Origin of the sequence: Bartonella sp. B1098 (genome assembly GCF_944896145.1) — a bacterium.
GTDB lineage: Bacteria > Pseudomonadota > Alphaproteobacteria > Rhizobiales > Rhizobiaceae > Bartonella.
The window spans coordinates 25706-41083 of the sequence record NZ_CALYLP010000005.1 but is presented as its reverse complement, the minus strand read 5'-3'; the positions used below and the strand labels follow the sequence as shown (position 1 = coordinate 41083).

At 36.1% G+C, this 15378-nt stretch carries 12 protein-coding genes and 2 pseudogenes; all 14 read left to right on the top strand.

Features of this window, described 5'->3' with window-relative positions; genetic code table 11:
- Nucleotides 1-7: 7 nt before the first annotated feature.
- The 14 genes and pseudogenes from NNJ85_RS08575 to NNJ85_RS08510 all read left to right on the top strand — a co-directional run bounded on the left by NNJ85_RS08575 (nt 8) and on the right by NNJ85_RS08510 (nt 15378).
- Nucleotides 8-325 carry a hypothetical protein gene (locus tag NNJ85_RS08575; protein WP_254475234.1) on the top strand — a complete coding sequence of 106 codons (318 nt, stop codon included), beginning with the start codon at nt 8-10 and terminating at the stop codon, nt 323-325.
- Nucleotides 326-335: 10 nt separating this feature from the next.
- Complete coding sequence (locus NNJ85_RS08570; protein ID WP_254475232.1) at nt 336-905, top strand: hypothetical protein; 570 nt, start codon at nt 336-338, stop codon at nt 903-905.
- Between the two features lie 14 nt (nt 906-919).
- Nucleotides 920-1291, top strand: a complete 372-nt coding sequence (locus NNJ85_RS08565) for a hypothetical protein (RefSeq protein WP_254475229.1) — start codon at nt 920-922, stop codon at nt 1289-1291.
- A 76-nt stretch (nt 1292-1367) separates the two neighbouring features.
- Nucleotides 1368-2132 carry an ERF family protein gene (locus tag NNJ85_RS08560; protein WP_254475227.1) on the top strand — a complete coding sequence of 255 codons (765 nt, stop codon included), beginning with the start codon at nt 1368-1370 and terminating at the stop codon, nt 2130-2132.
- A 1-nt stretch (nt 2133) separates the two neighbouring features.
- The gene (locus tag NNJ85_RS08555) at nt 2134-2757 is read left to right on the top strand and encodes a lambda exonuclease family protein (protein ID WP_254475225.1); all 624 of its coding nucleotides are present in this window, start codon (nt 2134-2136) and stop codon (nt 2755-2757) included.
- Nucleotides 2758-2816: 59 nt separating this feature from the next.
- Nucleotides 2817-3281 (top strand): DUF488 family protein, encoded by a 465-nt coding sequence (locus NNJ85_RS08550; protein ID WP_254475223.1) that lies wholly within the window; start codon nt 2817-2819, stop codon nt 3279-3281.
- Nucleotides 3282-3366: 85 nt separating this feature from the next.
- Complete coding sequence (locus tag NNJ85_RS08545) at nt 3367-3570, top strand: AlpA family transcriptional regulator (protein ID WP_139413528.1); 204 nt, start codon at nt 3367-3369, stop codon at nt 3568-3570.
- A gap of 101 nt (nt 3571-3671) precedes the next feature.
- A pseudogene (locus NNJ85_RS08540) lies at nt 3672-7067 on the top strand (type ISP restriction/modification enzyme); the annotation flags it as partial.
- Between the two features lie 1850 nt (nt 7068-8917).
- A complete protein-coding gene (locus NNJ85_RS08535; RefSeq protein ID WP_371923342.1) occupies nt 8918-9559 on the top strand; it encodes a hypothetical protein in 642 nt (213 codons plus the stop codon).
- Between the two features lie 84 nt (nt 9560-9643).
- Nucleotides 9644-10246: a hypothetical protein gene (locus tag NNJ85_RS08530; protein WP_254472608.1), complete on the top strand. Its 603-nt coding sequence runs from the start codon at nt 9644-9646 to the stop codon at nt 10244-10246.
- A gap of 91 nt (nt 10247-10337) precedes the next feature.
- On the top strand, nt 10338-11108 hold the full coding sequence (locus tag NNJ85_RS08525; RefSeq protein WP_254475221.1) for a hypothetical protein: 771 nt from the start codon (nt 10338-10340) through the stop codon (nt 11106-11108).
- A gap of 1500 nt (nt 11109-12608) precedes the next feature.
- Nucleotides 12609-14069: a hypothetical protein gene (locus tag NNJ85_RS08520; protein ID WP_254473225.1), complete on the top strand. Its 1461-nt coding sequence runs from the start codon at nt 12609-12611 to the stop codon at nt 14067-14069.
- Entirely contained in the window at nt 14069-14494 is a 426-nt protein-coding gene (locus tag NNJ85_RS08515) for a hypothetical protein (protein WP_254475220.1), read from the top strand. The genes NNJ85_RS08520 and NNJ85_RS08515 overlap by 1 nt, the downstream gene beginning before the upstream one ends.
- A 1-nt stretch (nt 14495) precedes the next feature.
- A pseudogene (locus tag NNJ85_RS08510) lies at nt 14496-15378 on the top strand (hypothetical protein).

Here is a 15378-nt window from a genome sequence, read left to right as displayed (position 1 = left end):
GGTTATCATGATAAAAAAGAAATATAAACTCACTGATGAAACAATCAAAGTTGATGGAACAACGCTTTATCGCATACGCGCCTTAAAAGATTTTGATGATGTCAAAGAAGGCGACCTTGGAGGCTTTGTCGAGAGTGAATGGAATCTTAGCCATGATGATAATTGCTGGGTTGGAGGCAATGCTTGTATTTATCAAAATGCATATATCTCTGAAAATGCGAAGGTTTATGATGATGCCGAAGTTTATAATAACGCAAAAGTTCGTGGTAATGCCATAGTAGCCGGCGAGACAGAATTTTATGGAAGTGACGCTATTTTAAGGTAGGGCGAAAATCATGCAAAAAAAATATGAACTGACTGATGAAACAATCGAAGTTGCCCTTATGACACTTCATAGAATTAAAGCATTACGAGACTTTGGAGATGTTAAAAAAGGCGTTCTTGGTGGTTTTATAGAAAAAGAGAGCAACTTAAGCCATGAGGGAAATTGCTGGGTAGCTGATGATGCCTATGTTTATCGTAATGCCCGTGTTTTTGGTGATGCACAAGTTTACGGAGAAGCATGGGTTTATAATTATGCTTGGGTTGGCGAGGAAGCCAAGATTTTCGACAAAGCCAAGGTTTATGGCAATGCCCGTGTTCACGGAAAGGCCCGTGTTTTTGATGATGCCGAGGTTTATGGTTTTTCCCGTGTTTATGGGAGTGCCAAAGTTTTTGGTGGTGCCGAGGTTCTTGGTGATGCCAAGGTTTCTGGCAATGCTTGTATTTTGGACTATTCTTTTGTTCTTAATAATGCACGTGTTTATGGTGACGCAAAAATTTATGGTGATGCACAAGTATCCGGAAATACAAAAATATCCGGAAACGACACTGTTTTAGAATATCCGAAAACGACACCGTTTTAAGGTAGGGGATAATCATGTATAGATATGAAATTAAACCTACTTGGTGTGTACAGACAGTTGTGAGAAGTGATCAAAACCCCGGAGAACTTTGTACAACTATCTCTGGATATGAAGACGACCCCTATGTAGATACCATAATTCCTAAAGACGTAATCAATGACCTTTTAGGTGAAGATAATTTTAAGAAAATGATATCAAATCACACATCTAGATGTACATATGCATCATACGCAAGCAAAGTATTTAGATGTATTGGATTTGAAATAGGACGATTTTCTAATGATAAAGAAAAAATCTTTATTGCACTTAAGTCTAATGATGGACGTAGATTTATGTCAATATTAGAAATTGATGACATCATACCGCCTCTGAAATTCAATTTTTAACAACCCAAACAAGCAACTTTTAACACATGCGTGATTCACGCCACGGGGGAATTGCGCTTTAATGGAGGAAATCAAGATGAGAGAACTAAGTACCACACAAACGGAATTAGTGGAAAAAACAAACGCTTGTGAAACCAACTCTACAGCTATGGAGCTTATTTTAGAAAGAGCTTTACAAAGTGATGTCGATCTGGAGCGTCTCAAGAGCCTTCTTGAATTGCGAGAAAAGGAGATAGAACGACAAGAGCGCCAAGACTTTGTCCGTGATCTTTCTGCTATGCAAATGGAATATAAAAACATCGAACAAAATGCCCTTAATACACATACTAAAAGTATCTATACAACACTTGATAAATATATTGATGCCATCAAGGAAACTCTTGCAAAACACCACTTTGCCTTGTTTTCTCAGATCAAAGCACAGAACTCAAACGGTATAACCGTAGAAATGACTTTAACACATAAATCAGGGAATAAAATATCAACAGAAGGAACATTTCCTTATGACACTACAGGGAGCAAAAACAGCATACAAGCGGTTGGCTCTACAATTACCTATGCACGAAGATACCTGCTAGGCATGCTTCTTAATGTAGCAAGAAAAGAAGACGATACAGATGGAGCCACAATTCTTGCTGGTATCTCTTCTGAACAAATGAATGAGATCAAAGAATTAATAGAACAGACACAAGCAAAGGAAAGCGATATTCTTTCTTTCATAGGAGTAAAAACCCTAACACAGATGTCTTATAAACAAGCACAAACCGTTTTGTTTGCTTTGAAAAAAAAGAAACGCTCTCAAATGAATAAAGCACAACAAGAGCAACAAAAGGCGGTGTGAAATGGAACAAAGAACAGCAGAATGGTTTCAAGCCCGTTTAGGTAAAGTCACCGCTTCAAACGTTTATAACGTACTCAGTAAAACAGCCAAGGGAATGCCTACAAGCAAATATGAAGACTACAAAATAAAACTTATGACGGAGCGATTAACAGAGGAAATAAGCCAATCTTATACGACACCGGCTATGCAATGGGGCATTGAACATGAAGAAGATGCCTTGAGAGAATATGAATTCATTTATGATACAGAGGTCACAAGGTGTGGTTTCATTCAACATCCCACAATCCAAATGGCTGGTGCTAGTCCTGATGGGTTTATTGGTGAAGATGGTTTAGTAGAGGTTAAATGCCCGCAACCACCAAACCATCTACGCTTCTTTATAGATAGTAATATTAAGCCTGAATATCTTGCACAAATGCAATTTCAAATGGCTTGTACGGGGCGCAAATGGTGTGATTTTATCAGTTATGATCCGCGTTTTGTAGGCAGATCATCTGATTTTCGTATGAAAATCAAGCGCATTCACCGTGATGAAGAACAAATCGAACAGATTAATCAAGCGGTCGAAATCTTTTTAGCAGAAATAGACCAAGAGATGCAAAAGATTTTAGCGAAAGCCGCTTGATATTATGGGGGTGCTCTCTCCTCCCAGCACCCCCACCCATTTGCATAAGGAAATTAAACATGTGTAATACCAAAGATGAGAAGCCTTGTTTTTTTACCATTGGTTATGAAGGAAAATCACTAGACCATTATCTGAATTGCCTCATAGAAAACAATGTTAAAATTTTGTGTGATGTTCGTAAAAATCCAATAAGTAGAAAACATGGTTTTTCAAAAAGGCAATTAGAGAAAGCTGTAAGCAACATTGGCATTGAATATATACACTTGCCTGAATTTGGAATTGCCTCTGAAAAAAGACGCAATCTGAAAACACGAGAAGATTATGAATATCTTTTTGAAGATTATAAAAATACAACTCTTAAGAATAATCTTCATGCAATAGAAAAATTATACAAGCTTTTTTTGGATAAAAAGCGTGTTGCAATTACTTGCTTTGAAACTGATGTGTGCATGTGTCATCGGGGAGAAATTACCAAGGCTCTTACACAACTCAAAGATTGGAAATATGAAATTAAACACATCTAACAAATAAATTTGCAAATTTAAAATACAGAGGTGTTTCTTAACAGCCCACCCATTTACATAATATAAAAAATAGAAAGGCAATGAGATGATATTTGATGATGGCGATAGATATGTAACAACCCGTGAATGTGCAGAGCTTTTTAGTGTATCGACAACAACGATTCGCAATTGGGTGCTTCAAGGGGTATTTCCAGAGCCATATAAGCTAGGGAGAGCAGTAAGGTGGAGAAAAAAAGAGATTTTAGCCTTTACTCCAAAGAAAAATACGGAACAAATAACAACAAATTAGGTAAAATTGTATAAACCGTAAAGGGTGGTCTAAAAGGTGGTCTTAAAAAAGATAATTAAAGATAAAATATATATATTTCAATATGTTAAAAGAAAAAAATGGCGCCTATTGATGGAACACAAAGTGCCAAGAAACGCAATGAAGCCCTTGATTGGTTAAAGGAAGATGCGGGGGAAAATACGTGTCGTGTGTTGACTAATGTACGCTGTTTGTCTGAAGGTGTTGATGTTCCTGCTCTTGATGCGATTATGTTTTTACACCCGCGCAAAAGCCAAGTGGATGTGATACAGGCGGTGGGGCGTATCATGCGTCGTTCCAAAGGCAAGAAGAGAGGTTATATCATTTTACCCGTTGGGGTACCTGCTGGGGTTTCTGCTGAAGAGGCTTTAAAATACAACAAGAGATACAGTGTTGTCTGGCAAGTGATCAATGCTTTGCTTTCCCATGATGAAAACTTTGAAGTAACCCTTAACCAGATGATTTTAGGTCAAGATGTTAGTCATACTTTAGAGATTGCTGCCTTAAAGAGTATGACGACGGTTGAAGATAAACTCCATGTTTATGAGAAACCAGAAAGCACGGGTCTTGATATTGGAAAAGCAGCTTATGAACCACAACGCTATATTCATAGCGTAACCGGAAGATTACCTTTTTATAAAGAGTTTCCTAATGCCCTTAAAACCCTTTTGGCTAAGAAATTTACTCTTGCGGATTATTGGGGCATATGGGCTAGCAATGTTGCTGAGATTGCACAAAACCATATCAATCATCTTAAAGATATCCTATCCGATGAAACCAGTGAAGCCTATCATGCCTTTGATGCATTCCATAAGGAATTAAAAAACAACTTAAACAGTGAAATCAAACAAGAAGAAGCACTTGAGATGTTAGGACAACATCTTGTAACGCGCCCCGTATTTGAAGCCTTGTTTGATGGCAATGAATTTGTGCAAAACAATGCCATTTCTCAAGCGATGGAAAAGATCTTAGCTGAGTTGGATAAAACCAATATCAAGCAAGTCTCTAAAGAATTACAAGAGTTTTATGACAGCGTAAAATTCCGTGCCTCTGGAATTACACCCCCCCAAGCAAGACAGAACCTTATTATCAAGCTTTATGAAGATTTTTTTACCAAGGCATTTAAGAAAACCACGGATAGGCTTGGAATTGTTTATACCCCCGTTGAGGTTGTTGATTTTATCATTCACTCTGTTGATGATGTTTTACGCAATGAATTTGGCAAAAGTCTAGGATCACGGGGTGTTTCTATTCTTGACCCTTTTACGGGTACTGGTACCTTTATCACACGGTTGTTACAATCAAATCTCATAAAACCAGAGGATATGGAATATAAGTTCCGTCATGATATCCATGCCAATGAGATTGTTTTATTGGCCTATTACATAGCAGCGATTAACATTGAATCGACTTATCATAGTCTTATGAAAGGTGATTATATCCCATTTAAGCATATTGGTTTAACCGATACGTTTCGGATGCTTGAAGAGAAAAGTCTGCTACAAAAATTATTTAAAGAGAACAGTGAATATTTAGAACATCAAAAGAAACTGGATATCAAAGTTATTTTTGGTAACCCCCCTTATTCGGTAGGACAAAAAAGTGAAAATGATAATGCAAAGAAGAGTCCTTATCCCATATTAGATAATCGTATCCGTGAAACTTATGCTGCTCAATCAAAAACAACTTGTGTGCAAGCACTTTACGACAGTTATATCCGTGCTATCCGCTGGGCTAGTGACCGTATTGATAATGCTGGGGTAATCGGATTTGTCACAAATGCCGGTTTTATTACTGGACATTCTATGGATGGCTTACGAAAATGCTTCGTTGAGGAATTTAGCAGCCTTTATATTTTCCATTTACGGGGTAATCAACGAACTTCTGGAGAACTTTCTCGAAAAGAGGGTGGCAAGATTTTTGGTTCTGGGTCACGGGCTCCTATCGCTATCTCTATTCTTATCAAAAATCCAGAATCTCAACAGCGTGGTAAAATATATTTCCGTGATATTGGAGATTATCTTAAAAGAGAAGAAAAACTTACGATAATTGAATCCCTTGTAAGCATTGATGGCATTACACGGAGTCAACAAGGTTGGCAAATAATCAAACCGGATGGACATAATGATTGGCTTAATCAACGTGATGATAGCTTCAAATCATTTTTAGTCATAGGTGATAAAACTACAGGTGATAAGAAAAGTCATGATAAAAAACTTTTTGATATTTATTCTTGTGGTCTAAAAACTAATCGTGATGCTTGGGCTTATAACTCAAGCTGTGAAGTTTTAACTAAAAACATGAGTAATATGATTACTTTCTATAACCGTGAAGTAGAACGTTTTAACAATATCTATCCACATGCTGAACGTAAGTCACGTGTAAAAGTTGTAAATGATTTCGTAAATTCGGATGAAAGCAAAATTAGTTGGAGCCATAACATTAAACAAGAGTTGGTAAGAGGAAAGTTTTTCGAGTTTGAAGATAAGTGCCTTATTCAAAGCCTATATCGCCCTTTTACAAAACAATGGCTTTATTACAATAGCATCTTCAATGATGGCATTTATCAAATACCGCGCCTATTCCCTATCGGAAAAGCAGTTAAAAATAAGGTAATACAAGTTACTGGCGCAGGAGCAATGAAAGGTTTTTCTGTATTGATGACGAAAAACTTACCTAACCATCATGCAATAGATACGAGTCAATGTTTTCCACGGTATATTTACGAAGATACTATGGTTTCAAAAAGTAAAAATGAAGATCAATCTCATCTATTTACGAACTCTATAGAAGAAAGCAACAATACTGATTTACAACGGCGTGATGCCATTACGGATGAGGGTTTAACCCATTTTAAAGCGGCTTATCCGAATGAAATCATAATAAAAGATGATTTGTTTTATTATGTTTATGGGATCTTACATTCGGAAGATTATCGTACCCGTTATGCTGATAACCTCTCTAAAGAACTGCCTCGTATCCCTTGTGTAAAGACAGCTGATGATTTTTGGAAATTTGTTACAGCAGGACGTGAATTAGGTCATTTACACGTGAATTATGAAGATGTGGAGCCTTATCCAGTCACATTTAAAAAAGGCAATCCAAAATTAACTGATATCTCTAATCTTGAGAAATTTTACTATGTTACAGAAATGAAATTCGCAAAAATTAAGAATAGTAAGGAAAAGGATAAAACAACGGTTATTTACAACAGCAACATCACAATGACAGATATCCCTCTTGAAGCTTATGAGTATATCGTCAATGGCAAGCCTGCTCTTGAATGGGTTATGGGGCGTCAATGCGTAAAGACTGATAAAAAGAGTGGTATTGTGAATGATGCCAATCGCTATGCTGTTGAGACCGTTGGAAACCCTGCCTACCCTCTAGAATTGTTTCAAAGGGTTATTACCGTAAGTTTAGAGACAATGAAGATTGTTAAGAACTTACCAAAATTAGAAATTAAAGAAACTGAATAAGCTTATAAGACCTTATAACTCATAAGGGGTATAGGATATAGCTATTATAATCTATACCTCTTTGTTAAGTTGATTAGATACAATCTTAAAAGAAGTGTTTATATGCGTTATTCTAAAAAAAGAAGCTTTGCACTTTTAGACACATTTATTTTGATTGCTTTAAGACTTTTAAGAAATCCCATCTTAAATAGAATACGCTTCTTTTGGATTGCCTTTAAGAGATTATACCGTAATCTCAAATGATAGCTTTATCCTTTTCAAAAGCTCTGTTTAAAAAGAGTTACATAGATTCATTTTGCTTATAGGTTTTGAAGGTTTCTAACACTCTCAAAACACCTTCAAAATATATTATGAGTTGTGTTTATAGCTTTATAATATCACTATAGGTTGTTATTTTTAAACTTAATAAAAATTAAGGTATTGAAATATAATAACTTTTATTTTTTGATTTAAAAAAAATATTATAAAGGGGTGTAAAAAGAACCTTCAAAATCTTCAAAATACTCAAAACTCATAACCATAATGATTTTAATAGCATGCCTTATGATTATAGGCTGTCTTTTAAAAAGCTTTAAAGGATCACATGCTTTCATAAGACATGTTTTAATCATTTTCTAAAATTATAAATTTATCTATTAAAGTGAAGTGATAAAAATACATTAAAGGGATTTTGAAAATATAATCAGTTTTCACTTTCATGCGCTTTTCATAAAGCACGTTTTAATCACTCACTAAAATGATCACTTGTGTCAGTTCAATTTACTGACAGATAACTGACAGGTTTTAATCAATTTACATCATTGGTTATCTTTAAAGATTGCACCATTGATATGAGTTGTGTTTTAAAGTCATTAATCTATTGAAATATAATAACTTTTATTTTTGATTAAAAAATATATAGAAAGGGGGGGCTAAAAAGAACTGACAAGACTGACAGCACTGACAAAAGTCTATTAAAAGGGATTTTGCTCATCTCTATAATTAACAATCTCTCTTTAGATGTTTTCATAACAAGCTATAAATCACAATTATCCTATTTATAATCTCTCTTATGAAAATGAAAAATGATGCGGTGGCTATAAAGATTATAACAGCTATAAAGCACGCGTGAAAAAAGCAGGGTTTCATAATCATAATGCATTTTCATAATCACAATGCAAATGAAAGCATGATTATAAAGACAATCCCTATAAAAGGCTGTTAAGTTGCAAATGTGTTATAAAAAGAAATTAACAGAAATCTTTAAAACCATTTAGTAAAAAACAAGATAGGTTATAAAGTTAAAAATACGCATGATGAGAGCGTTTATAAATATTATAAATGTATAGATTCAAAAAATAACGCAATTGTTTAAGAAAGCACATAATATAGCTTTAAAAGCATATAATAAAAAAGAAGCAATTCATAATCATATGATAAATATTTATACACAATGCATTTAAAAAAATCATAAAAAATATCAAAAAATATAAAATATTATTTGACAATAAATACGTATTTTGTTATATAAATAATCAAGTGATTAACAAACACTTTCGTTAAGCGGATAGGTTACGAAACAACCTCTCTTATGCTTTTAAAATACTGGCTGTTTTTTATGTGTTAATTAGCATATAATGACTCTGTCGGGTGTGCTTACACCATACAATACCCTTATGGGAAAAGTGTAAGCAACGGACTTAACGCCGTGTTTGTTAGCACCCGATGCTTGTTAAGAGTGTCAATAACAAACAATTTTACGTTAAGGTTTTAATTATGACAAATATATCAAAAAACACCCCCGTTATTTCTAACATTTCAAATGAAACCGCTTCTATTAACAAACAAGAGCCTGCAAAAAATACGAATTTATTGATGATTGTGAATATATAGATGGTCATTTCTTAAAGCGAATTAGAGCTTTAAGAGATTTTGATGATGTCAAAAAAGGCGACCTCGGGGGGTATATTGAAAGTGAAGATAATCTCTCTCATGATGGCAATTGCTGGGTATATGATAAAGCTCTTGTTTTAAATACTGCCTATATTTATGAAAATGCAAAAGTTTCTGATAACGCTATTATCATGGGCTTTGTTTATGGCAATGCGCATGTTTGTGACCGCGCCCGCGTTTATGCAAATGCTCATGTTTATGACAATGCGCATCTTTCTTATAACGCTTGGGTTTATCAATATGCAAGGGTTTATGGGAATGCAAAATTATCAGGAAGTGCTCGTATTCATAGCAATGCCGTGGTTTATGATCATGCTGTTGTGAGTGGCGCTGCAAAAATATATGGCAAGGTTTATGGTAATGCTAGCGTGGGGTCTCATACTGATGTTTATGGCTCTGTTTATGGGAATGCGAAAATCTCTGATTATATCGTGATTAGAGGCAAGGTCTATGGCAATGCAAGGATAAAAAGACATAGCGGTTTATGTTGGGTTCCCATAAATTGTGAGGTTTATGAAAGCGATCACGTTGTCAAGATTATTGAAAACAAAGCAGCATAAATAAAAGCAGCGGCGCGGCGGGGGCGCCCCCTCTTTAAAACATTTCATTTAAAAATTTAAATCTCTTTATAAAGGAATTGTGCTATGCAAAAAAAGTTTGCACTCACAAATGAGACACGTGTATTAAATAATCAAACTCTTTATCGTATTAAAGCATTAAGAGACTTTGCTGATGTTAAAGCCGGCTCTTTAGGTGGCTTTATTGAAAAGGAAGATAACCTCTCTCATGATGGTAATTGCTGGGTTTATGATGAGGCTCTTGTGTTTAAAAATGGTCACGTTTATGAAAATGCAAGAGTTTTTGGCAATGCTATCACTTGTGGTCGTGTGTATGGTCATGCGCGGGTTTATGATAATGCTATCGTTGCTGGTCATGTCTATGATAGTGCTCATGTCTATGGCAATGCTGTTATTTCTGATAATTCCCATGTCTATGGCAATGCTCATGTTTATGGCAAGGCTATTATTTATGATAAAGCCTCTGTTTATGATAATGCTAGGGTTTATGACAATGCTCGTATAGCAAATAACGTGCATGTTTGTGAAAATGCTCATATCCATGGCATTGCTGTTATTCGTAAAAATGTCGGGGGGTCTACTGAGATTAAAACCTATATTGAACGGCTTTCCCCTTATGGAGAATTAGAGATTGTCTATGTCTCTCCAAAAATAAAGCAGCATAATTGAATGCTCGGGCGTTGCGGGGGCGCCCTTCTTTTAAATTTTCCATTCCAAATTTTAGCAAACGTTTATCACATTAGATTGTGAGGGTATCCTTATGTCTAAAAAATATGAATTAACCAATCAAACAAAACAAATTAAAGATAGATTAACAAAACAAATTACAAACCTTTATCGCATTCGTGCTTTAAAAGATTTTGATGATGTCAAGGCTGGTGATCTAGGTGGCTATATCGAAAATGAAAGCAACTTATCACACTATGGCAATTGCTGGGTTTATGATGAGGCTCTTGTTTATGGCTATGCTCATATTACTGATCATGCAAAAGTAAGGCATTCTTCTCAAGTGCGGGGGCGTGTCTATGGCAATGCTGAGGTTTATGGCAAGGCTGTAATCACTCGATATGCAAAAATTTATGACCATGCTTGTGTCTATGACAGTGCTCATGTCGCAGGGAATGTTTATGGCAAAGCTCATGTGAGTGGTTGCGCCCGTGTTTATAGCAATTCCCATATTTATAATCATGCGCGCGTTTCTCATGATGCTTTTGTTTATGATCATGCAAGGATCTATGGTCATTCAAAGGTTTCTGGGTCTGCTTGTATTTACAGCAGTGCAAAAATTTATGGACAAGCTGCTATCAAAGGCTTTGCAAAGATTTATGGCAAGGTCTATGGCAATGCTATAGTGAGTGGTCGTGCCGCGGTTTATGGCTCTGTTTATGGGAATGCGAAAATCTCTGGTTATGTCAAGGTTTGGGGTCGTGCCTATGGAAGAGCAAAAATAGATACACAAAGTAAAATAAGATTGGTTCCCGATAATTATGAGGTCTATAAAAGCGATGAGGTTGTAAAGATTGAGAAATAAAACAAATAATAGTGTGTGAGTGCCTTCTTTATGGCTATAAATGCATTATAAGCATTGTTTAAAACGTATCATAAAAGAGAGAATTCAAAAAGAAAGCCGTGCCATTAATATAACGCGGCTTTCTAATTTTGATTCTAATGATTAAAATTAATCACCCACAATGGAGTAATGAATGCATATATACAAAACGTATCATATTGCAAGCGTTTTCTTGTTTTTATGAAAACTTATCAAAAGGAACATAAATGATGGGTATCATCTTGATAGCATTCATTTGAATGAGAGAAACTATAAACGCTTGTTATTGCTATCAAACGTATAATCATAACGTCCATTTCTTAAAGAGATTCATTTGAAACAAAGCACATTATCAAAACGCTTCTTAAAACGTTTTAATATACTACTAAGCTCAAAATTGAGTTGAGTGAATTTCAAATAACGCATTGTCTAAAATCAAAACATATTAAATAAATCAAAACGCTTTTATCAAATCTAAGGCTTTTAAGATTTGCTCTGCTGTGAAATCTAGATCTTTGTTTTTTCGTAAATGAAACGTTCTTAAAAACAAATGATAACTGTTATAAAACATCAGTTTCAAACGTTTAAACATTCACTTAAAGAGGTCCTTATAAGCGTCTTTTTACTTTTCTTTAAAACCTAATCTTTTTAAAAATTAGCCGGCTCAATTTTGAGTTGGCAAAATCAACCAATCCAATTTTGGAGGCGTTAAATTTAGAATAGAGCATTCTTTAAACATTATCGCTTTTTTCTAAAATTTTAGAAAAATCCTATGTCTTTATGATGCTACAATGGTTTTGAATTTTGCTTGCTTATCTTTGTCTAATAGGTGCCCCCATTTAACTTTGTATTTTTAAACGATAACTTTTAAAACGTCTTTTGATAGCTTGCTTGCATATGTCAAAAAAAGCTTTTGACATAAGATATAACATTTTGAATTTTATATCTGTTATGATGATAGTGTCTGTATAATTGCCTGCCTATCGTTTTCTAAATTTTTAGAAAGCGTTTTAAAAACGATTTTGTCTTTAAATCTTTTTATGCGCCCTTAATAAATGAAAATCTATAAGCTTATAAAAGTTTCAAACGATTATTTTCCTTTTAAGGTTTCGCTCAAAAAAGAGCAAAATACATACCATTCTTTAAACCCATGAAATTATGTTATCGATAATTTAAAACGACTAAATTTTAAAACAATGCGATTTGTGAGTGATAAAAACGTATCATAAAATTTATAAACTGTTATGAATGATAGCTGCTTTTCATTTCATTTGAATACACACATGCATTATAATATTTGCATCATGATTTGCTTTTTATGCTCTATTCATACGTGGCAATTGTTTATAAAAAATGGTCAAATGAATCATGCATAAAAGGATGGATTCTTAAGTGGATTCATATAAAATAATTACACTCAACATATTGACTTTATTGTGTTTTTTGGAATTATACTGCGTATAATTCCAACGGATTTCTAACATGGTTTATTTTCCTATAGCCGATTATCGACCGGATATTTCGGTTGTCAATGGCAGCTTTACAGATAGCCTTGTGAATGTTTTACCGGCAGATGGCGGTTACATTCCTATGCCGAGTGCAACGATTGTTTCTAAGGTTCCTTTGGAAGAAAAGCCGTTGGGTTGTATAGCTTTTAGAAGTGGCAATGGTGTTAAGATTATTGTTGGAGGTAAGCAAAAGCTTTATAGTTATGACAGTCAAACGCAGGGTTGGAAAGACATCAGTCAAAGTGGTGTGACGTATCATGCGCATGAAGATAATCAATGGTCATTTGCTTTGTTTGGTCAAAGAGTTATTGCGGTGAATAAAAATGACAAACCGCAAGTCTTTAATACCCACAGTTCTGAAAGATTTGAAGATTTAGGGGGCAATCCACCGAAAGCCGGATTGGTGAAGGTTTGGGGACCTTTTGTTTGTTTGATGCAATTGACAGATAATCCCAATCGCATTCATTGGTCTGGTTTGGATGATGCAACCCATTGGACTGTTAAGCAGAAAAATTGTGATTTTCAAGATTTTCCGGATGGAGAATATGTCCAAGGGGCAACAGAAACGACCAATCCGCTCATTTTTATGCGTTCTGCTGTTTATGCAGGAACCTTTGTTCCAGGTTCTAAGATAGTGTTTACGTTTCAAAAGATTCAAGACAAGCGAGGCGCGCGCAGTGCAGCCTCTATAGCTTGTCGAGGCAGTGACACCTTTTTTGCGAGTGATGGTGGCTTTTATCAGATGAGTTTGGATGGTCAACTTTTGCCGATAGGCTTTGAAAAGGTTGATAGAACGGTTTTTAAAACATTTGATAAGTTTGCTCTTGATGAGATGCAAGGGGTTATAGACCCCGTTGATAACCGGATTTACTGGTCTTTAAAGAGAGGTAACAACGAGCAAACTACCTTTATTTATGATTGGGGTTTGCAAAAGTGGTCGACGATACAAGGAAAGCCTTTCACATTTTTTCCAGTCTTTACGACAGGTTATACTTTAGAACAATTGGATGAGATTTCGATCAATCTTGAGTCCTTACCGGCTTCTTTAGATAGCCCTCGTTGGCAAAGTGGTGCGCCTATCCTTGGGGCTTTTGATGATCAAAATCATCTTGTTATGTTTACAGGAGCCCCAATGGAGGCAACGGTTGTTTCGCAAGAGATGGGGGCACCGGATGGAAGTTTTAGCTTTATCACGAAGATATTTGCAGAGGTTGATACGACGCAAGGTCTTTTAAGTATTGGTGAGAGAAGATTGCGTAATCACGATACGCCGATCACATGGCACAAGGAGAGGATATGTTCTTATGTCACAGGTGCTTATCATGGTCGCTCACGCAATCGTTATCACCGCTTTAAATTGCGCATTCCAGAACATGAATCTTGGACGATGATTACGGGCTTTAATGTTGATTTACGTCCTTTAGGCAGGGGATAATGGCAAAAGTCTATTTGACCAGTTCTTGGGATCTGGAGCGTATAGCGCCGTATTTTGAAGAGATCATTGCGTCATTGAGTGATTACGTAGAGCGTTTCAAACATGAAGTTACGTTACAAGAACTGATTGAAGCCATTTGCAGTGGCAAGAAACAGTTGTGGCTTGTTTTGGATGATGACGAGCGATTTTTAGCGGCTGTTACAACCCAGATACAAGAGACAGTTTTGGGTAAGAAGCGCGCCTTGATTTGTGAATGCAGTGGCAAGGGCGTTCTTGATCAGATTGACAATTTAAAAGTTGTAGAGGATTGGGCGCGTGAGAATGGCGCTTTTGAGATAGAGATTTTAGGGCGTCTTGGTTGGAAGCGCGCTTTAGACAAGCAAGGTTATGGCATAACGATGCTTTACTACAGGAAGGAATTATGACATGGGGAGCAAGACACCAACAACAAAAGAACAGAAGCAGGTGCAGACAAGCGCCCCACCTTCTTGGATGCAGAATGTCTTTAAGCGTGGTGGTGCGGATGCATCAAATGTATAACACAGGGATGGGTGGTAATGTTTATGGTGGTCCTCGTGTTGCGCCGTTAAGTGATCAGACGCGCTATGCCATTGGGGGACTTGGGAGTATCCCTAGCCATTATCAAAATCGTTCTTTGATGAATACGATCTACAATCCAACGTCGGCAGCAAATAATCTTGGAAGAATGGCTTCTGGCGGTATGGTTGGACAGAATCCCTCTTTTAATGCCGCTCTTCAAAATAGTTTAGACCGTGTAAGAGATACGATTAACAGTTCTTTTGCAGGTGCAGGTCGTTATGGATCTGGTGCACATACAGATGTATTGGCAAATGAACTTGGTGCTTTGTCTACAAGTGCTACAGCAAACCAGTATAATCAAGATGTACAGAACATGATGCAAGCCAATGCAATGATTGATCAAGCCAATCAAAACCAGTTGGGAGCTTCGAATAACTTCTTACAGGGTTATGGCAATGCCTATTCTAATGCCATACAGGGAGGAGGCGTGCTTGATAATTATAATCAACGGCTTGTTGATGCCAATCGCGAACGTTGGCTGGAGCAAGACAATAGCGGTTGGAACAGACTGAACATGTTGATGAATGCCGGTCATGGTTTTGCAAGAAATTACGGTACGACGACGAATAACAGTACGAATTCTCTGGTGCAAGGCAATAATCCTTGGAGGAATGTAGGAACTGTAGCATCTCTTGCAACAAGTTTCATGGGAATACCTGATATTTCTAAACCTTTTGGTGCATTTTTAGGCAAAAAACTTGGTGTATAG